Source organism: Verrucomicrobiia bacterium, from assembly GCA_019634635.1.
Taxonomy (GTDB): Bacteria; Verrucomicrobiota; Verrucomicrobiia; order Limisphaerales; family UBA9464; genus UBA9464.
In genome coordinates this window covers 32,118-50,042 of the sequence record JAHCBB010000034.1, presented here as the reverse complement: position 1 = coordinate 50,042, position 17,925 = coordinate 32,118, and the positions used below count along the sequence as shown (strand labels likewise).

Below are 17,925 nucleotides of genomic sequence, written 5' to 3'. Positions count from 1 at the left end.
ACAATATATCGGCCATGTGCTTGCACTTCTGATCGCGACGGCGGGGACGTTGCAGAACAGACCGGCAGCAGCGGGCCGTTCGCGGGTCCGAATCCGATCGTCGGCCGGGCGTTCTACCGGGCGGTGCGATGAGAACCGCAGAAATAGTGAAGCCAGAATGAGTTTTTCATCAATGGGCCGGGCGGTGCGCTGCGGCCTGCTTTTCGCGCTGTCAAGTTTTGCCTCGCAGGCGGCCGGCTTCAAGCAGGTGGGGTCCATATCCCTGGCCCCCGAGCTCAAGGAGTCCGCCATCGGCGTCTCGCTGGTCAACCACACCGCCTATTGCCTGCGGGAGAAATCCGGGATCGTGGTGGTGGACGTCGCGAACATCGCCGTCCACCGGCAGCTTGGCTTCATCCCGTTGCGCGGACCCCAGCAGACCTCGGTTGTCACCAACGTCATCGCCTACGTGGCCGGCGGAACCCTCCGCAACCAGCCCAACCCCAATCCGGTGCTGACGGTGATCGTCATCAATGACCTGGCCAATCCGAAAATTCTGACCCAGACTTGCGGCCCGAATCTGGTTTACGATGTGGAACTAGACGGGACGTCGACCTATCTGGCGGGCCCCTTCAACTTCATCACCGTGCTCGATCTGCGGTGTTGCTTCGGCAAGCGAGGGTGAGCGCCGTGGGGTGCGAGGGTAGGCTGCTGGGCAGCCTATGTAACGAGAACGATTCTGCGGAACGGATTTGGAGACCCTGAGCACGCAACTGGAGGGGTGGCGACAACAGCGCGGTGGGCGATGCCGCCTGCCGGAGGCGCTCTGGGATGCGGCGGGGGCGCTGGCGCGGCGGGAGGGGGTCAGCCGGGTGTCCCTGCAGCTGGGTCTGGGCTATCACCGGCTGCGGCGGATCACCGAGGCGCAGAGCGGGGTGGGGCCTGGCGGAACGCCGAAGGTTCAGTTTGTGGAGCTGACGCGGCCACCGACATCGGTGGCGACGGCGGACGGATACCGGATCGTGCTGGAGGACGGGGGTGGCCGCAGCCTGCGTGTGGAGTTGGGCGGGGACCGGGAAGCGCTCGAGCGGCTGGTGGCGCAGTGTTGGAGGGGCGTTGCATGATCCAGATCACCCCGCAGATGCGCCTGTTGGTGGCGGTGGAGCCGGTGGACTTCCGCAAGGGGATTGATGGACTGGCCGCGCTGTGTCGTTCGGCGCTGGGCAGCGATCCCCTGAGCGGTGCGCTGTTCATCTTCCGCAGCCGGAACCGGCGCGCGCTCAAGCTGCTGGTGTATGACGGTCAGGGCTTTTGGCTGTTCCAGAAACGGCTGTGTTGCCTCGGCAAGCACGGGTACCGCGAAAATTTCCAAAATCGGGACGCGGGGGGGCTTCGGGCCGGGGTGGCCGCGGTGGATTGGAGGGGGATGGCACAGATTTGTCCCGGCGTTGGAATTGGCCGAACAGACGCTCGAATCGGTCCAGGACGATCGCAGCCACGACTCAGTAGCCAGCGGTCTCGAGGTCGAGGCAGGTGGGATCGTGGCGGTGAAGGACCAGGCCCTGCTGGAGGTGAGCGCGGGCGCCTTGCCTGGTTTCAGTACCGTTACCCAAGGGTGTTGGCGACGATCTGGCGGGCCTCCGACACGATGGCGTCGAGGTGTTCCGCGCTGCGGAAGCTCTCGGCATAGATCTTGTAGATGTCTTCCGTGCCCGAGGGGCGCGCGGCAAACCATCCGGCCTCCGTGCAGACCTTGAGACCGCCGATGGGCGCGTGGTTTCCCGGCGCCCGGGTCAGCCTTGCCGTGATGGCGTCCCCGGCGAGACGCGACTCCCGGACATCCTCGGGCGCCAGCTTCTGCAACCGCGATTTCTGGGCGGGCGTTGCCGGGGCATCGAGGCGGGTGTAGTGCGGTCGTCCAAGGCGTGCCGCGAGTTCCTCGAAATGTTGCCCGGGATCGCGCCCGGTCACTGCCATGATCTCCGCCGCCAGCAGGCACAGGATCGGGCCGTCCTTGTCGGTGCTCCAGACCGTGCCGTCGTGCCGCAGAAAGCTGGCGCCGGCGCTCTCCTCGCCGCCGAAGCAGAACGAGCCATCGAACAGGCCGGGGGTGAACCATTTGAACCCGACCGGCACCTCGCACAGCGATCGCGAGCGCGCGGCGACGACGCGGTCAATGAGGGCGCTGCTCACGAGCGTCTTGCCCACCACGGCCCCGGGCGACCAGCCCGGCCGGTGCGCGAGCAGGTAGTCAATGGCCACCGCGAGGTAGTGGTTGGGGTTCATCAGACCCGAGGAGGGCGTGACGATGCCGTGACGGTCCGAGTCCGGATCGTTGGCAAAGGCCACCTGGAAGCGATCCTTCAATCCCACCAAGCCGGCCATGGCATACGGACTTGAGCAGTCCATCCGGATCTTTCCGTCGTGATCCACCGACATGAACGCAAACGTGGGGTCGAGACGCGGATTGACCACGGTGATGTCGAGCCCGTAAGTCGCATTCACCGGCTCCCAGTAGGGGAGCGCGGCACCACCCAGGGGGTCCACCCCCAGGCGAGGTCCGGCCGATCGGATGGCCTCCATGTTGATGACATTCCGGAGGTCCTCAACGTAGGGCCGGACGAAGTCCTCCTCGTGGGTGGTGGGTGCCGCCATCGCGCGGGTCAGCGGCACACGCCGGACCCCGGTATTGCCTGCGGCCAGCAGCTCATTGGCCCGGTCCTGCACCCACCGCGTGACCCCGGTGTCGGCCGGACCGCCATTGGTCGGATTGTACTTGAACCCCCCGTCCTCCGGGGGGTTGTGGGACGGAGTGATGACGATGCCGTCTGCGAGTCCCGAGGTGCGTCCCCGATTGTGCACCAGAATGGCCCGGGAAATGACCGGCGTCGGAGTGACGCCCCCGTCCCGTTGAATCACCGTGTGGACCCCGTTGGCGGCGAGCACCTCGAGAGCCGTGCGCTGGGCCGGGGCGGAGAGAGCGTGGGTGTCCATGCCCATGTACAGGGGGCCGGTCGTGCCCTGGGCGTGGCGGTACTCACAGATGGCCTGGGTGATGGCGAGGATGTGGGCCTCGTTGAAGGTGCCGCTGCCCGGGGTGCCCCGGTGGCCGCTGGTGCCGAAGCTGACCCGTTGGTTGGGGTCGGACGGATCAGGGGACTTCTGGTAGTAGTCCCGTTCGAGGCGATTGAGGTCCACGAGCAGTTCGCGGGGCGCGGGCCTTCCGGCGAGTGGAGAGAGGGGCATGGCAAATGAGCAACCGGCAGGTCCACCGGTGCGGCCGAACGATGGGCCAGTCCGCTGGAGGCCGTCACGATTTTCTGCGGGCCGAGACCCACCATTGGGACGCTCCGGCATGGGGGATTCCGTCCCAGCCGGGCTCGAATCGGCCGGCGACGGTGGCGGGTCGCCCGTGGGCGGCACGTTGCGGCTTGCTGCATCGTGGGAAGGGGTGTCCTGTGCGGCCGTCGGGAGATCGCCTCATGACGCAAACGACGCCCCCCATCCTCTTCGGGCTGGAGACGGAGTACGGAATCGCCCGTGACACGGACGAGTCCTACGACGTCGTGGCGGAGTCCATCGCGTTGGTCCGCGCCGCGGCTTCGCCTGGGGTGCGGATGCGCTGGGACTACGGCTGCGAGGATCCGCACCGTGACATGCGCGGTTTCCGGGTCCGGGAACTCCGCCAGGACACCGACGAGGCGGGCTACCGGGCGCAGGATGAGGCACGTCCGCTGACCTTCGCGGAAATCAAGAGCGACCTGGTGCTTTCCAACGGCGCCCGGTTCTACAATGACCATGCGCATCCGGAGTATTGCACGCCGGAATGCAGCACCCTCGACGAACTGGCCGCACACGACCGGGCGGGGGATCAACTGGTCATGCGCTGCGCGGCCACACTGGCCGGGGAGCGGTCTGGTCCGGTGCTGCTCTACAAAAACAACTCGGATTTTCGCGGCCATAGTTACGGCTGCCACGAAAACTACCTGCTGCCGCGATCGCTGCCGTGGGCAAGTCTCGTGCGCGGAATTGAGGCCTTCCTGGTGACCCGTCAGGTTTTTGCCGGGGCGGGGAAGTTTGGCATTGAGGACGAGGACCGGTTTCTCGGCCCCGGGTTTCAGATCAGTCAGCGCGCCGATTTCTTCACCGAGCGGCAGAGCGTGGACACCATGCAGCGCCGCCCGCTGATCAACACCCGTGACGAACCGCACGCGGACCGTCATCGCTGGCGGCGGTTTCACGTGATCCTCGGGGATGCGAACCTCCAGCCCTTCGCCACCCGGCTCAAAGTCGGCACCACCGCGCTGGTCCTTGAGGCGCTGGTGGCAGCCGCAGCCTCGCGAGATCCGCAGAGTTGGCCCGCGCTGGAGGATCCGCTTGGGGCCCTGCGAGCCATCTCGCGTGATCCAGCGTTCCGCTGGGAGGTCCGCGGCTCCGGCGGACGCCCCACGACGGCGATCGAGATCCAGCGGAACTACCTCGAAACAGCGCAACGCTGGTGTGACCCATCCCGTCCGGGAACACGCGAGGTGCTGGCAGACTGGGATCGTGTGCTCGCGGATCTCGCAGGGGATCCCGCGCAGTGTGCCGACCGGCTGGACTGGGTGGCCAAGCGCTCACTGATCCTCGATTTCCAGCGGTCGGAGTCCCTCGCCGCGGACGACCCATGGCTGCGAAGCCTGGATCTGGCCTACCACCATCTGGACTTGGCCTCCGGGCTCTATTTCGGACTCGAGCAGGCGGGCGGCATCCAGGGAGTGCCCGCACCGGAGGCCGCCACGTTGGCATTGACCCATCCGCCTCAGACCACGCGGGCGCTCATTCGAGGCGCCTGCATTCGCAAGTTCGGGCCAGCGGTGGTCTCCGCACAGTGGGATCACGTCACCTTGCGCGGCCGGAACGGCTTGGTGGTGGTGTCTCTCCTGGATTTGTTCGCGCCTTCGGACCTTCGACGCTACCATGACGCCGTGTTGAGGGCGGCGTCGCCCGACGAGCTGAAAACCCTGTTGAACTCCTGAAAATGCCAGAGCAACTCCAGAAGCCGCGGCTCCCAGCCCCCCCCTCCGGCGGCGGGGAGGGTTCCGGTCCCGGCTCCCCCAAGGTGGACAAGCCCGACGTCAAGAACCTGCTGGAACGGATGCGCAAGGTGGATCCGGACCAGGCACGACGTTACCGGCAGCGCACCGGCGAGTGAACCCGGGACCCCGCATGACGTCGGAGCCCGCCGCCGTCCCGGCGGCTCCGGTCTCCATTCCGGGGGATTTCCTCAGCCTGTTGCAGCGGGGCGCCGTGGCGCCGATGGCCCGGGTCGCCGCCGGAGCCCCGGAGGAAACACGGGCCACCACCGTTTTCGCGTTCCATTTTTCGGGCGGGGTGTTGATGGCCGGAGACCGGCGGGCGACGGCCGGGAACCAGATCGTCACCGACCGCGTTGAGAAAATCATCGAGCTGGACGACACCTCGTTGCTGGCCATTGCCGGCGTCCCCGCCACGGCGTTCGAAATGGCGCGTGTCCTCCAGACCTCGTTCGAATACTACCGGCGCAGCCAGCTCCAGCCCCTGAGCCTGCCAGCCAAGGTGCGGGCGCTGGCGCGACTGCTTCGGGACAACCTGCCGATGACCCTGCAGGGTGTCGGCATTGTGGTGCCCCTGTTCGCGGGGGTGGACTGGACGGTGAATCCCCCGGCGCCAAGAATCTTCTTTTACGACCCATTGGGAGCCCAGTTCCAGGCGGTTCACCACGCCTCAAGCGGCAGCGGCAGCGGCACCATCCGGAGCATTCTGTCCTTTCAGGAACGCTACGGGGATCCCGCACCGGCGGCGATGTCGGACCGGCAGGCCATCACCTTTGCCCTGCGATTGCTCGCGGTGGCGTCGGAATTCGATTCGGCCACCGGCGGGGTCAACCCGGCCGCCCGACAGTTTGCCACCCTCAAGATCCTGCGTCCGGAAGGCGTGGAGTCCGTGAATGACGCTGCGCAGGCGGAGGCGTTGGCCCCATGACTGAGGAACCCTACCGATGGCTGGAGGCGATGGGGAACCGTCGCGAATACGTCCGCGAACAGCTGAAGGATGGGTCTCCGTGCTTTGCCGTATCCCTGCCGGATGGCCTGCTCCTGCTGGGCGTCGGCATGGGCGGGGGGGTCTCCAAGGTGTTTGAGATCCACGACCGGGTGGCCATGGCCGCGCTTGGGCACCCGGCCGACATCGAACGGGTGCGTCAGGCGGCGATTGACGCCGCCCACCTCGAGGCGTTCGCCCGCGCGCCCGAGGACGTGAGTCTGCGACGGTTGGTCGCCTACGGGCTGAGCGGGCAGATCAAGCAGGCCTTCGAGCAACTGTTCTCCGCACCGGTGCTCGCCGAGTTCCTGTTGGTCGAGGTGGCCTCCGTGGCCTCGCGGGACTTGCTGGTGCGGCTGCGGTTTGACGGCACGTTCGTTGCGCGCGAGGGCGGCATTGCGGTGGTGGCACCGGATCCCGACGTCGAGCGGTCCGCCGCCCGGTGGCTCGAGGATGCGCTGGCCGGGGTGACCGGTCGGGAGGCGGCAATCGGCGTCCTTCTGGAGGCTTGGGAACGCCTCCAGAAGGGAGGATCATTATCCAGCGCGGGGGCTCCGGGAGCAGTCCCGGGGGAAAGCCCGCGTTTCCCTCCAGCCGGGCGCACGCCCGAACTGGCCTGGTTGCGACGCGGCGCCGGAAAAGCCGCACGCTATGAATGGATCCCCATGGCGCCACCCGCCCTGAGCGCCCCCCAGCCGTGACCCGCCTTGCCGGCCTTGAGACGGAGTACGGCTGCCTCGTGGAGGAGGCCACCGGCAGCCACGACACCGTCCGCCGCATTCGCGACTGGCTCTTCCTGGGGGGACGCTACGGGCTGATTGACCGGCAACAGCGCGACTGGGACGAACCGGCCGGCAATGGCGGGTTTCTTTTCAACGGTGGACGCGCCTACATGGACATGGGGCACCTGGAATTGTGCACCGCCGAGTGCCTCGGTCTTGACGACCTCGTTGCGCACGACGCGGCGGCCGATGCGCTGGTTTGGGAGGCGGTGCGGGCACTGCATCTGGGCGACCGCGTCGGGTTCATCCGAAACAATGTGGACCATTACTCCGGGGCCACCTTTGGCTGTCACGAGAACTATCTGGTGCGCCGCACTGCGCCGTTGACCGAGCAAAACGTGCTGTCGCTTCTGGCCTTCCTGACCCTGCGGGTGCTCTACAGCGGCGCCGGCAAGGTGGGCGGGCTTGCGGCCGGGGAGTTGAGCGCATCCGCTGGCGTCGTGGCGCCCTTCCAAATCTCGCAGCGGGCCGATTTCATCCAGAACGACCTCTTCGAGTGGGTGCAATTCAACCGGGCCATCATCAACACCCGGGATGAACCGCTGGCCGACGCGCGGCGCTTCCGCCGCCTGCACCTGCTCCACGGCGACACCAGCGTGCTGCCTGCGACGCTGGCCCTGAAGGTGGGCACAACCTCGCTCGTGCTGGATTTGCTGGAGATCAATCACCTGCCGCCGGTGGCCCTGCTGGATGCCGTCGGGACCTTTCGCGGCATCTCGGCGAACCCCGGCGGTCCGTGGCCGGTGGACCTGGCCTCCGGTGAAGCCGCGGATGCCCTTGAGGTGCTCGACCGCTACCGGAGCGCGGCCGCCGCAGAATTTGGCGGGCGCGACGCCGAAACGGACCGACTCCTCGCCTCCTGGAAAGAGGCGCTGGACGGATTGGGCGCGGCGCCGGACACACTCGTCGGGACGGTGGACTGGATCACCAAACGGTGGCTGTTCCTCCAGTTTATGGCCGCGGAGGGTGTGGACTGGGACTCGCCCTGGCTCAGATCCCAGGATCTCGAGTTTCACCATACCGACCCCGCCAGGGGTCTGGGACGGAGCCTTGCGGCCCCGGGCTGTCGTTGGGCTCCGGCGGCGGAGCGGGTGCAGCAGGCACGACGCGAACCCCCTGCCGACACGCGGGCGGCGGTGCGGTCGTATCTGATGCGGCGCCTGTCCGCGGAGGGCCTGCCGGTTTTTGTGGACTGGGAAATGGTGGACACCGAGGCGATGAACCCCCTGCTGCTGCTGGATCCCTTCGAGTCTGGATTCGCAGAGGCCGACCGCTGGCTGGCCGAAGCCCTGGAGACTCGGGCGCGTCGTTCACCGCGCGCGATTGGCACCGGACCCACATCGTCGGATCCTCCCTCGTCACTCCCCACGGTGGCCGACGACGGATCGGCCCCGGATGATTGCCAAAGGCTCCCGGGCAGCGGCCGAATGTCCTCATGAACTTCCGACTCCTGCTGGCGGGCCTGGTGTCCATCCTTGGCGCGGCGCTCGCAGGCGCCGAACCGGAGGTCCGACTGTTGGTTCCCGGATTCACGGCGGAATGGCTTCCCGTTCGCCTACCGAACATCAACAACCTGGCGTTTGCGCCCGATGGGGTCCTGACCGCCCTGGGTTACGATGGGCGCGTCTGGTGCCTTCGTGATCGCGACGGCGACGGCCTCGAAGACTGGGCGGATCCTTGATGGGACCGGAATACGCTCACCGTGCCCGTCGGAATGTGCTGGACCGAGCGGGGGCTTTACGTGTCTTCCAGTGGCAAAGTCTCGCTGCTTCGGGACTCCAGTGGGAATGGACGTGCTGACTCCGAGGAGGTGGTTGCTTCCGGGTGGCCGGACAAGGACTCCGCTTCCGGCAACGTGGATGCGACTGGGGTGACGGTCGGTCCGGACGGTGCGATTTACTTTGCCCTGCTCACGGCAAACTACGCGAATCCGTACCGGCTGAAGCCGGCGGGTTCATTGACGTCTGAGGAGCGCGGCGCGCTCGCGGCGATGGGACGTCCCATTCCTGCCGATCCGGACGCCGTGGTCTCCCTGTACGATCCGCAGGGGGCGCGGGGATCCATTCAGCGGATGGATCCGGTCACCGGCCGTCGCGAGACTTGGGCGACCGGCCTTCGCGTGGTGTTCCAACTCCGGTTCAATCGGGCGGGCGACCTGTTTTGCACGGATCAGGAAGGCGAAACCTGGTGTCCGGGTGGGAATCCGCTCGACGAACTGAATTTCATCCGGCGCGGCCTTCATTACGGATTCCCCCCGCAACATCCCCAATGGCTCCCGGACCTCCGAAGCGAGCCACCCGTGGTCGGATTCGCGCCCCAACACCAGTCGGCCTGCGGTTTCGTGTTCAATGAGCCCGCCGCAGCCTCCCCGGCATCACCCGGGCAGGCGCTTTTCGGACCCGCATCCTGGCGGGGCGACGCCCTGGTCGCCGGGCAATCGCGCGGCACGCTCTGGCGGGTGCGGCTGCGGGGCGGGGCGGGGGGTACACCGGCGAGGACGTCCCGATCGCCAAGTTGGGCATGCTGGTGACCGATCTGGCCGTTTCTCCTCGGGGCGACCTGTATCTGAGCGGACATGGGGGACTTCCAGATTGGGGCACGGGCCTAACGGGCCAGGGGTGGCTGCTCCGGATCCGGTACTCGGACCCCGACGCGCCGCAACCGCTTGAGACGGTCGCAGCACATCCGGAGGAGGTCCGGATCCGCTTCGACCGCCCGGTGCGCCCGGAGTCCATCGGTGTCCTCGCGGGACTGGAAATCGTCCATGGCGAACACGTGCGTGCAGGGGATCGCTGGGAAATCCTCAAACCTCCCTATGCCGCCGTGAATCAACAGGAGGCCACGCCAAAGTATCGGGCAAAGATCCTGACGGCCGCGCTCCAAGGGGGCGAAGAACTGGTCCTCACCACCACGCCGCACGCCGGACCCGGACGCGGCGTCGTGACCCTGCCGCTTTCGGGGAGCGGCGGGGCCGGCGAAATGACGGTGGAATACCGTTTGACGGCCTGCGAGCTTCCGCCAGCCCGTCCCGCGCAGGCCGTTGGGGGAAGGAGGGATCTGGCCTTCGGGGAAGGAGACCATGAGCGGGGCCGCGAACTGTTTTCCAAGCTGCAATGCGCCGCGTGCCACCGCCTCCGGGGGGACGGCGGCGGGGAGGGGCCCGATCTGGACCACCTCGCCGCCCGGGAGGCTTCAGAAATTCTCAGGGACATCGTTGAGCCCGACGCCACCATTCACCCGGACTACGTGGGCTACCATTTGCGGATCGAGGGAGGGGACGAGTTCACAGGATTTGTGAGGCATTCAGGAGATGACGCGCTTCGCCTGATCGGCGTGACCGGCGAATCCCGCGTGGTTCGCTCGTCCTCAATTCGCGAGCGGCGACCCGCGAGCGTGTCCCTGATGCCGTCAGGACTCCTCGATGGCCTGTCGGCGGAGGGGGTTGCCGACTTGTTGACCTATCTGCGTCACATGCCGCCGATCCGGGATCGCGCTGAGATCGCCTCGATGATTGCAATGGGCGGCCGCAAGGCGGCCTTCCTGGCTGCAGATCCGGAGGGAGTGGCGTCGCCACACGGGAGCAGCCGACCCGCGCACATCGTGCTCGTCGCCTCGCGGCAGGACCACGGGCCGGGACAACATGACTACCCGCGCTGGCAGTCGCGATGGTCCCGGCTGCTCGAGCTGCAACTCTCCTCCGGCCATCCGCTGACCGTCGGGCTCCCCGACCGGATCCAGCTTCTCGACGAACCCTACTGGCCGCTCATCGGCGAAACGGAGAGTGTCCAGGTGCTGGCGGCGGCAGCCGTGGACGGCGCGATGCGGCCTTTGGTCTGGACATTTGAACGGGGACCGGGACGCGTATTCGCCAGCATTCCCGGACATTACTCCTGGACTCTCGACGACCCGTTGTTTCGCGTCCTCGTCGTCCGGGGTATTGCCTGGACGGCCAGACGACCGGTGTCCGCATGAGACGCCCTCGCTGTCGCCGACTGATCGCCGCCGGGAACTCCGGTCCCTTCGAATCCGCTGCATTATGATCCGCAGACTTCGCATCTCCGGTTGCAAAGGAATGACCCGATCCTAACGTCGGTCATGGCGGAAAATCGGAAAAGGGCGCCAAGGGAGCCGGCGTCCGCAACCGAAGCGACGGAACCGCGGACCGCTCCGCCATTGGAGTCCGTGCTGTCGCCAGAGCAGCTGGAACGTTTGTCCACACTGCAGATCCTGGACTACATCGCGGCCCGGGCCCGTTCCGACCCGGAGGCCAGCGCCGATTTCCGCCAGTTGAGGCGTCGGGTCGAGGGAATGGAGGAGATCTGCGATCAGTCGCGTGTGGCCCTGGAGAAGTATGAAGAGATCGTCGAGAAGCTGCGAGCGCCCGCGTTCCGGGTGGGAACCTTCCTCGCCCGAATCGAGCCCGATCTTGCCGGCGTCTGCGTCGGCGGATCCGACTACGTGTGCCGCGTGGATCCGGCGATCCCGCTGGACGGCCTTGAAACCGGGCAGCGGGTCCTTTGCAACGAGGCGTTCGCGGTGGTGCGCGCGCTCGGATTCGATCGCAGCGGGCCGGCGGTGCGCGTCGAGGAGGCGCTGGCCGACGGGCGCATTCGGGTGGGCGGCGAGGGGGGGATGAACGGCACCGTGGTGATCCGGTCCACGCTGCTGGTGAAGGAGAAGCTCAAGCCCGGGATGGAACTCCGGCTGGATCCCACGCAGCGCGTGGCGTTGGAGGTGCTCGGCATGGGACGCCGGATCGAACGTTCCCTGGAGCAGGTCACGCCAACTCCGTGGGCCGCCATCGGCGGCCAGGAGGAGGCGGTGCAGGCCATCCGCGACGCCGTGGAGCTGCCGTTCCTGCATCGCGACCTGTTCCGGCGCTTCGATCATGCGGTGCCGAAGGGGTTCCTCCTCCACGGGCCGCCCGGCTGCGGCAAGACCCTCCTCGGCAAGGCGACGGCCTGGAACCTTCGGGAACAGTTGCGGGTCCAGACCGGAAAGGATCACCCGGAGTTCTTTCTCCACGTGAAGGGCCCGGAGCTGCTCAACATGTGGGTCGGCGAGAGCGAGCGCCAGGTCCGGGACCTCTTCGCGCAGTGCCGGGAGCGGTCCCGCGAGGGTCAACTGGCCTTCCTCTTCATTGACGAGGCCGAGAGCCTCCTGGGCACGCGGCGCGGCAACCGGTCCTACAACCTCTCCTCCACGCTCGTGCCCATGTTCTGCACCGAGATGGACGGACTCGAACCGCTGTCCAACGTCGTGGTGATCCTGGCCTCAAACCGGCCCGACCTCATGGATCCCGCCATCCTGCGTCCGGGCCGGATTGACCGAAAAATCCGCGTCCGGCGTCCCGATGAACCCGGCGCACGGCGCATCTATGAGATCTACCTGCGCGACACCCTGCCGCTGGCGGAACCACGCGAGGTCCTGGCCGCGCAGGTGAGCGCTGCGCACTATGCGCGGGTGGCGTCCACCGAGTTTCTGGAAGTGGTGTTCCGCAGCGGCCGTCGCGAAGTGCTGCACCGGGGGGATGTCGCGAGCGGCGCGGTGATTGCGGCCGTGGTGGAACGTGCCAAGAGCCTGGCGCTCCATCGGGCGATTGCCGGGGATGCGGGCGCCTGCATCACGCGGGACGACCTGCGGACCGCGCTGGAGCGGGAGCACTCCGAGAACGACCTGTTCCCATCCGGCGATCTGACCGAGGACTGGCTCAAGCTCACCGATTTCGATCCCGAGAACGTGGTCCGCCTGGGCCCGGTCCGCCCCCGGGTTCGCGGGGCGGCCGGGGTGGTGTGAAGCGCTGGCTGCACGGTTGTCGGCACGGGTGAGCAACGGGCAGCAGCGGCCCCGGCCAGCGCCTTTCAGCCGTTGGATGCGTAGAAGGCGTCCACGCGGGCCATGACGTCGCGGTAGGCGATGTCCTGTTCGTAGATGGTCTTGAAGTGCTCCATGGCGTCCTCCCGCCGACCCATCGCGTCGAAGACGCAGCCGAGCTGGTAGTGGAGGTCCTTGGCCTCCTCGTCAAAGACCTGCTTCTCCTTGAGGGCGTCCTGCAGCTTGCGGGCCGCCAGATCGTTCATCCCCCGGCGGGCAAAGGCCTGCGCCAGGAGGCTCATTGCCGCGAGACGGCGATTGGGGTTGTTCTGGGCCTTCTGCAGTTCGGCGATCGCCTCGCCCAGGCGCCCGGCCCGGAGATGCAATTCACCAAGCTCAAAGCGGATCTGCAGGTCGGTCGGATTCATCTCCGCGCGCCGCCGCACATCCTCGAGGCGCCACGCATCGCGACGGGTCCGGACCGCCTCCAGTTGCGCGGCGTGATCGGGTGCCGTGGGGTCGAGCGCCTTCTCCTCCTGGTCGAAGCGGGCCAGTTCCACATCGCGCAGGGCCTCCAGCACCACCGGATCATTCACGCCGGCCACCTGCAGGTAGCGCCTGAGGCATCCGGCGGCCTGATCGAAGTCCTTGCGCTTGAGGTGGAGATCCGCAACGTCGCGGATCAGCTTCAGATTGTCGGGCTCCTTCTGCAGTCGCGCCTCTAGCTCCCCGATCAGGTGGGCGGCGACATCCTCGTCCTTGACCAGCCGGCCGGCCTGTTCAAGGGAGACCGCTTCGTCCTTGTCCTTGAGCGCGTCCCGGTAGCTGCCCTCACCGCCCGCCAGACGTTCGTAGCCCCCCTCGTGCAGGGTGCGTGAGGCGAGCATGTTCTTCAGGAGCTCGTTGGCCTCGCCGTCGCGGGGATCGGCACGAAGCAGGTCGCGGTACAGCTTCTCGGCGCGGGCCCGCTGGCCCATTTCCCCGGCAGCAGCGGCGAGCTTCAAGGCGAGCCGGCGGTCGGTCGGCCGGCTCTTGAACGCAACCTCCAACGAGAGCAGCGCAGTCCGGGGTAACGCGGACGCCATGGCGGCATCGGCAAGCAGTTCGTGGGCCGCAATGTTGTTGGGATCCTCATTCAGCGCCTCCTCTGCGATCTGAATCGCGTCGAGCGGATTGCTCCGGAGCGCCACCTGGCCGCGGGTGAGCGAGCTTGCGGACCCGACAAATTTCCGGAAAAGGCTGCGCTTGCCGGAGACCCGCTGATGCTGGGTGGCCCGCAACGCCTCCCGTGCCTCGTAAAACCCCGGCTCCAGGCGCAGGGCCTGCATGAGCAGGGTGACGGCATAGTCGAAATTCCGCTTTTGCACCGCGGCGATGCCCTTGTCGTACAGCTCGCGCGTGCTGAACGGGATCTGTTCCATGGACTTCTCTGGCATGCGCCCAGCGTACGGGGTCGTCCCCGGATTGCCAATCCGGAAGAGTTTACATCCGAAATTCCGTCGCGGTTCGGACAGAAAATGAACGGTCTTGACTGTCCTATTGTCCTATGACACTGTGCGCCCGTTCCCATGATCGCCCACGTCAACTTCAAGTCGGGGGTTCCCGTGTACCAGCAGATCCTGCAGCAGGTGAAGGCGGCGACCGCCTGCGGCGTGCTGCGGCCCGGGGAGGCCCTCCCGTCGGTGCGGGCCCTGGCGGAGGCCCTGCGGATCAACCGCAACACGGCCGCCCGGGCGTACGCGGCGCTTGAGGCCGAGGGAGTGATCGAAACCCGCCAGGGTGCGGGCTGCTTTGTCCGGGCCAACGGGGTGCCGTCGCTGCGGCGTGCGGTGCGTGCCGACCGTCTCTCCGCGGAACTGGATGCGGTCATCGTTCAGGCCCATCACCTCCAGATTGACGACCGGCAGCTCAAGGCGCTGCTCGAAGAACGCCTGGAGGCCTTCCGCGAGCGCCAGCACGCGCCTGCGGTGTCCTGAATGCCCCTTTCCGACGACGACTCAACCCCCTCCGCTCATGCATCCTGTCATTGAATTCCGCAACCTCACCCATCGCTACGGCCGCGTCGAGGCCCTGCACGGGCTCCAGCTCTCAGTGGAACCCGGACGCTGCCATGGCTTCTTTGGACGCAATGGCGCCGGCAAGACCACGGCGATCAAGTGTTTGCTCAACCTGCTCCGGCCGACGGCGGGTTCGGTGGCGGTCTTCGGGCTGGATCCGGTCCGCAACGAGGCAGCGATCAAGTCGCGTCTCGCCTATGTTCCGGACTTCGTCGCGTTCTATCCGTGGATGACTGTCCGCGAGGCGCTGGACTATCAGGCCGCATTTCGGGAGCGATGGAATCAGGGTCTGGAACGGTCCCTCCTGGACCGGTTCGGACTCGATCCGCTCCTGCCCGTACATGGTCTGAGCAAGGGACAGCGCACCCAACTCGCATTGATCGGCGCGATTGCCGCCGAACCCGAACTGCTGGTGCTTGATGAACCGACATCCGGACTTGACCCTCTGGTGCGCCGGGAATTCATCCAGACCGTCATCGGCGCCTACCAGGAAGCCGACCCGGGCCGCCGAACGGTCTTCGTTTCCACCCATCTCATCAGCGAATTCGAGGGGTTGATTGACCGGTTCACCGTCCTTGAGCAGGGACGCGCCGTTCTGACGGCCGAGGCCGACGCGGCGCGGGCGACCTTTCGCCGGCTGCGTGCCGTCTTTGCCGGGGAGGCGCCGCCCGACACTGAGTTCCCCGAGGCACGATCCGTACGGCGCACCGGGCGGGAGCTCGAGTTGATTGTGGAGGGCAACGGGGACCGGTGGATGGAGCAATTGCGCGCCCGCAGTCCCGTGCACCTGGAAGCGGAGTCCTTGACCCTCGAGGAAATTTTCATGGCCACGGTTCGAACCGGAGGCGTCCTGCCATGAATCTGACAATGGCAGTGCCGCGTGTCGGTGTTTTTGCGGGATGGTGGTTGCTCGTGGCGCTTCCGTGGGTGGGACTCGCAGGGCAGGGAATTGCGGGAAGCGGAATCGGCGTCGCCACCGAACTTTTGCGGGCGGCCCTCGCCACCATCGTCGTCCTCCCCCTGTTGCTCCCGGGCTCCCGGGAACGAACCGCGTTTGCCCGGCACTGGATCAAGGATCTGCGTATTCAAATGATGCCGTTGCTGGTGGGTGTCGGTGTGCCTGGCGCGCTATCTCTGTTCCGCTGGGCCGGTGTCGCTCCCGAAAGTCTCTGGGATTGGATGACCGGGATCGCACTGGCTGGAGCCGTCATCGCCGGTGCCGTGACCTTCGGGGAGGAAATTGGGCACCGGACGCTGTCCGGACTGCTTTGTGAGCCCCGGTCGCGGCGCACGATTTATCTGGAGAAACTGGCTTCGGTCGCGTGCGTGCTGCTTTGGATTGCCTCGAATCTCCTGCTGTTGTGGCGCGAGCCCACGGCACCGGGCGGCAAAACGCTTCTCGAGTCGGCCGTGATCGTGGGCGGGAGCGTGGCCCTGATCTTCTGCAGCGCGCCGCTGTTCACATTGTGGACGCGCAGCACGCTGGCGGGGGTCGTGTTCACCGTGGCGGTGCCCCTGCTGGGCGCGGCCCTTGGAGCGGTCGCTGCCGGCATCTTCGAATGGATCGCCGCGGTGCCGGTGAGGTCCAGGTGGATTCAGCATGCGGTGCCCGTCGTCCTGACCCTCTACGCGGCCGGCACCGCGGGACTGGCCTGGCGTTGCTTTGCGAGGCTCGAGATCCATGACTCCACTGGCGGCAGCCCGGGAAGTGTGGGCCGGCATCCGCTGAGCCTTCCCGTGGACCGCTTCCTCACGCGCGTCCTGCCGCGCACCCGGATTGCGGAATTGCTCCGGAAGGAAATGCGCCTGCATGTGGTCCCGTGGTTGGTCGCCGCAATCTTCTCCACGCTATGGGCGTCGGGCATGTTGCTGCGGGTGCTGGGGGTCGCATCCGACTGGATGCCCGAGCTGCCGCATTTCCTCGGGATGCTGGCGGTGATTCTCGGATCGTTGACGCTCGTCGCAGCCGGGGCGGCCTGTGTCGCGGAGGAGCGTCAATTGGGCACTCTGGCCTGGCAACTGACGCAGCCCGTCTCCGTCTCGCAACAATGGTGGCTGAAGGTTGCCGTGGCCTGGCTGCATGTCGTCGTTCTGGGAGTCATGCTCCCCATGGGATTGCTCGTCGCGGGCTATGGTGTCGAAGCCTATTTTCCGGAGGGCGCCTCAGGGGTTGGTGCCGCCGTTTCTGCGTTTGCGTTGGGGGTGTTCCTGATCTTCACCTGTGCGGTGCATGCCTCATCGTGGTGCCGCGGCACGATGCAGGCTGCCGCGGCGACCGCGCTGATGGTCCTTGCGTTCCCTGTGATCGTCACTCCCGTCATGGTATTCGAGGCGGGCCGACTCGAAACGCTCGCCGGCGAACTGATGCAGGCCCGGCCGGCGATGCCGTCCTGGGCACCGGGTGCCCAAGGGGTTCGGCTGACCGTGATCGCAGGCACGGTCCTGATGGTCATGGCACTTGCCGCGGCACTGCTGCGCTACGGCCGTCGGAATTTCGGAACGGCATCGGCCGGGAGAACGGAACTTCTCCGCCAATCGCGAAACCTCATCTTCGGACTGGTGGGCGCGACGCTGCTGCTCTCGGAGGTGGCGGTGCGTCTCATGGGCCTTCAATACCGCGCCCATGAGGCGCAGCGGGCAACCCATCAGGAAGCCCGGGAACGCACCGCACTGCGGGAACTCGTGGAATGGCATCTGGACCACGGGGGCGTGAATCCGGACTTTCTTCGGGAACTGGGCCTCAAGGAGGATTCGGATCGCCAGTTGATTCTGAACGCCCTCGACGGATTCGACCGCGCCGACAACCGCGAAGCCTGGATCCAAATTCTGTTCGCCGAGGCGGTCGGAGAAGCAAGTGGGAGACGCGGCCATCAAGGCGCCATGAACCCGATGATGAGCATCCAATACGGGATCCCCATGAAACGGGCGATCGAGCAGTTTGGGCACCGATCCAAAATGCACGGAGAACCTTCGAGCACTGCCGCCCCTGCGCCGTATTCATTGGATCCGGAATTGAGGCGGCGTTACGGACTTCCACTGAAGTAACCTTGGGCGAGGTGTACCGGGTGGAGGCGGGGTGCCGGAAGGAGCAGGTGGGGCCTGAGGAACGCTTGCGCCGACACCAGGCCCACAGCGGGCCGGTGATGGAGAAGTTGCGTCGGGAATTTCAGGAGGCCCTGGACCAGAAGCAGATCGAGCCCAACTCGGCCCTGGGCGCAGCGGTGGCCTTCCTG

At 66.7% G+C, this 17,925-nt stretch carries 17 protein-coding genes; 15 read left to right on the top strand and 2 right to left on the bottom strand.

The genetic code is table 11. The features are described from left to right. From KF791_17535 to tnpB, 3 genes are all read left to right on the top strand, one after another. A partial coding sequence (locus KF791_17535; protein ID MBX3734381.1) for a hypothetical protein occupies window positions 1-664 on the top strand: 664 nt, incomplete at its 5' end. 67 nt (window positions 665-731) lie between these two features. After that, entirely contained in the window at window positions 732-1,103 is a 372-nt protein-coding gene (locus KF791_17530; GenBank protein MBX3734380.1) for a hypothetical protein, read from the top strand. Then, complete coding sequence (gene tnpB, locus KF791_17525; protein ID MBX3734379.1) at window positions 1,100-1,669, top strand: IS66 family insertion sequence element accessory protein TnpB; 570 nt, start codon at window positions 1,100-1,102, stop codon at window positions 1,667-1,669. The genes KF791_17530 and tnpB overlap by 4 nt, the downstream gene beginning before the upstream one ends. On the opposite strand, the gene pgm is transcribed toward tnpB, so the two are convergent. After that, complete coding sequence (pgm, locus tag KF791_17520) at window positions 1,585-3,225, bottom strand: phosphoglucomutase (alpha-D-glucose-1,6-bisphosphate-dependent) (protein ID MBX3734378.1); 1,641 nt, start codon at window positions 3,223-3,225, stop codon at window positions 1,585-1,587. The genes tnpB and pgm overlap by 85 nt on opposite strands. A gap of 236 nt (window positions 3,226-3,461) precedes the next feature. Between pgm and KF791_17515 the strand changes: the two genes are divergently transcribed. The 9 genes from KF791_17515 to KF791_17475 all read left to right on the top strand — a co-directional run bounded on the left by KF791_17515 (window position 3,462) and on the right by KF791_17475 (window position 12,617). Next, on the top strand, window positions 3,462-4,997 hold the full coding sequence (locus KF791_17515; protein ID MBX3734377.1) for a proteasome accessory factor PafA2 family protein: 1,536 nt from the start codon (window positions 3,462-3,464) through the stop codon (window positions 4,995-4,997). A gap of 2 nt (window positions 4,998-4,999) precedes the next feature. Continuing rightward, window positions 5,000-5,173 (top strand): ubiquitin-like protein UBact, encoded by a 174-nt coding sequence (locus KF791_17510; GenBank protein ID MBX3734376.1) that lies wholly within the window; start codon window positions 5,000-5,002, stop codon window positions 5,171-5,173. Window positions 5,174-5,187: 14 nt separating this feature from the next. Next, the gene (locus KF791_17505; protein ID MBX3734375.1) at window positions 5,188-5,982 is read left to right on the top strand and encodes a proteasome subunit alpha; all 795 of its coding nucleotides are present in this window, start codon (window positions 5,188-5,190) and stop codon (window positions 5,980-5,982) included. Next, entirely contained in the window at window positions 5,979-6,740 is a 762-nt protein-coding gene (locus tag KF791_17500) for a hypothetical protein (protein ID MBX3734374.1), read from the top strand. Before KF791_17505 ends, KF791_17500 begins: the two co-directional genes overlap by 4 nt. Next, entirely contained in the window at window positions 6,737-8,260 is a 1,524-nt protein-coding gene (locus KF791_17495) for a proteasome accessory factor PafA2 family protein (protein MBX3734373.1), read from the top strand. Before KF791_17500 ends, KF791_17495 begins: the two co-directional genes overlap by 4 nt. Continuing rightward, window positions 8,257-8,502, top strand: coding sequence for a hypothetical protein (locus KF791_17490; GenBank protein MBX3734372.1), 246 nt, complete (start codon window positions 8,257-8,259; stop codon window positions 8,500-8,502). Before KF791_17495 ends, KF791_17490 begins: the two co-directional genes overlap by 4 nt. 33 nt (window positions 8,503-8,535) lie before the next feature. Continuing rightward, the gene (locus tag KF791_17485) at window positions 8,536-9,351 is read left to right on the top strand and encodes a PQQ-dependent sugar dehydrogenase (protein ID MBX3734371.1); all 816 of its coding nucleotides are present in this window, start codon (window positions 8,536-8,538) and stop codon (window positions 9,349-9,351) included. Further along, window positions 9,342-10,793, top strand: coding sequence for a ThuA domain-containing protein (locus KF791_17480; GenBank protein MBX3734370.1), 1,452 nt, complete (start codon window positions 9,342-9,344; stop codon window positions 10,791-10,793). The genes KF791_17485 and KF791_17480 overlap by 10 nt, the downstream gene beginning before the upstream one ends. 123 nt (window positions 10,794-10,916) lie before the next feature. Then, window positions 10,917-12,617, top strand: coding sequence for an AAA family ATPase (locus KF791_17475; protein ID MBX3734369.1), 1,701 nt, complete (start codon window positions 10,917-10,919; stop codon window positions 12,615-12,617). Window positions 12,618-12,682: 65 nt separating this feature from the next. Here KF791_17475 and KF791_17470 read toward each other — a convergent pair whose 3' ends face one another. Then, complete coding sequence (locus tag KF791_17470; protein MBX3734368.1) at window positions 12,683-14,071, bottom strand: tetratricopeptide repeat protein; 1,389 nt, start codon at window positions 14,069-14,071, stop codon at window positions 12,683-12,685. A gap of 132 nt (window positions 14,072-14,203) precedes the next feature. Between KF791_17470 and KF791_17465 the strand changes: the two genes are divergently transcribed. Genes KF791_17465 through KF791_17455 form a run of 3 tightly spaced genes read left to right on the top strand, consistent with a single transcriptional unit; the run spans window position 14,204 to window position 17,737 of the window. Beyond that, the gene (locus KF791_17465) at window positions 14,204-14,611 is read left to right on the top strand and encodes a GntR family transcriptional regulator (GenBank protein ID MBX3734367.1); all 408 of its coding nucleotides are present in this window, start codon (window positions 14,204-14,206) and stop codon (window positions 14,609-14,611) included. Between the two features lie 37 nt (window positions 14,612-14,648). Further along, the gene (locus KF791_17460; GenBank protein MBX3734366.1) at window positions 14,649-15,551 is read left to right on the top strand and encodes an ABC transporter ATP-binding protein; all 903 of its coding nucleotides are present in this window, start codon (window positions 14,649-14,651) and stop codon (window positions 15,549-15,551) included. After that, on the top strand, window positions 15,548-17,737 hold the full coding sequence (locus tag KF791_17455) for a hypothetical protein (protein ID MBX3734365.1): 2,190 nt from the start codon (window positions 15,548-15,550) through the stop codon (window positions 17,735-17,737). The genes KF791_17460 and KF791_17455 overlap by 4 nt, the downstream gene beginning before the upstream one ends. Window positions 17,738-17,925 lie beyond the last annotated feature (188 nt).

Excerpts from the sequence above, each read along its gene's own strand:
- KF791_17455 (MBX3734365.1), top strand. The coding sequence starts at position 15,548 with ATGAATCTGACAATGGCAGTGCCGCGTGTCGGTGTTTTTGCGGGATGG.
- KF791_17485 (MBX3734371.1), top strand. The coding sequence starts at position 8,536 with ATGTGCTGGACCGAGCGGGGGCTTTACGTGTCTTCCAGTGGCAAAGTC.
- tnpB (MBX3734379.1), top strand. The coding sequence starts at position 1,100 with ATGATCCAGATCACCCCGCAGATGCGCCTGTTGGTGGCGGTGGAGCCG.
- KF791_17510 (MBX3734376.1), top strand. The coding sequence starts at position 5,000 with ATGCCAGAGCAACTCCAGAAGCCGCGGCTCCCAGCCCCCCCCTCCGGC.
- KF791_17475 (MBX3734369.1), top strand. The coding sequence starts at position 10,917 with ATGGCGGAAAATCGGAAAAGGGCGCCAAGGGAGCCGGCGTCCGCAACC.
- KF791_17490 (MBX3734372.1), top strand. The coding sequence starts at position 8,257 with ATGAACTTCCGACTCCTGCTGGCGGGCCTGGTGTCCATCCTTGGCGCG.
- KF791_17480 (MBX3734370.1), top strand. The coding sequence starts at position 9,342 with ATGCTGGTGACCGATCTGGCCGTTTCTCCTCGGGGCGACCTGTATCTG.
- KF791_17460 (MBX3734366.1), top strand. The coding sequence starts at position 14,649 with ATGCATCCTGTCATTGAATTCCGCAACCTCACCCATCGCTACGGCCGC.
- KF791_17470 (MBX3734368.1), bottom strand. The coding sequence starts at position 14,071 with ATGCCAGAGAAGTCCATGGAACAGATCCCGTTCAGCACGCGCGAGCTG.
- KF791_17515 (MBX3734377.1), top strand. The coding sequence starts at position 3,462 with ATGACGCAAACGACGCCCCCCATCCTCTTCGGGCTGGAGACGGAGTAC.
- KF791_17505 (MBX3734375.1), top strand. The coding sequence starts at position 5,188 with ATGACGTCGGAGCCCGCCGCCGTCCCGGCGGCTCCGGTCTCCATTCCG.
- KF791_17500 (MBX3734374.1), top strand. The coding sequence starts at position 5,979 with ATGACTGAGGAACCCTACCGATGGCTGGAGGCGATGGGGAACCGTCGC.
- KF791_17465 (MBX3734367.1), top strand. The coding sequence starts at position 14,204 with ATGATCGCCCACGTCAACTTCAAGTCGGGGGTTCCCGTGTACCAGCAG.
- pgm (MBX3734378.1), bottom strand. The coding sequence starts at position 3,225 with ATGCCCCTCTCTCCACTCGCCGGAAGGCCCGCGCCCCGCGAACTGCTC.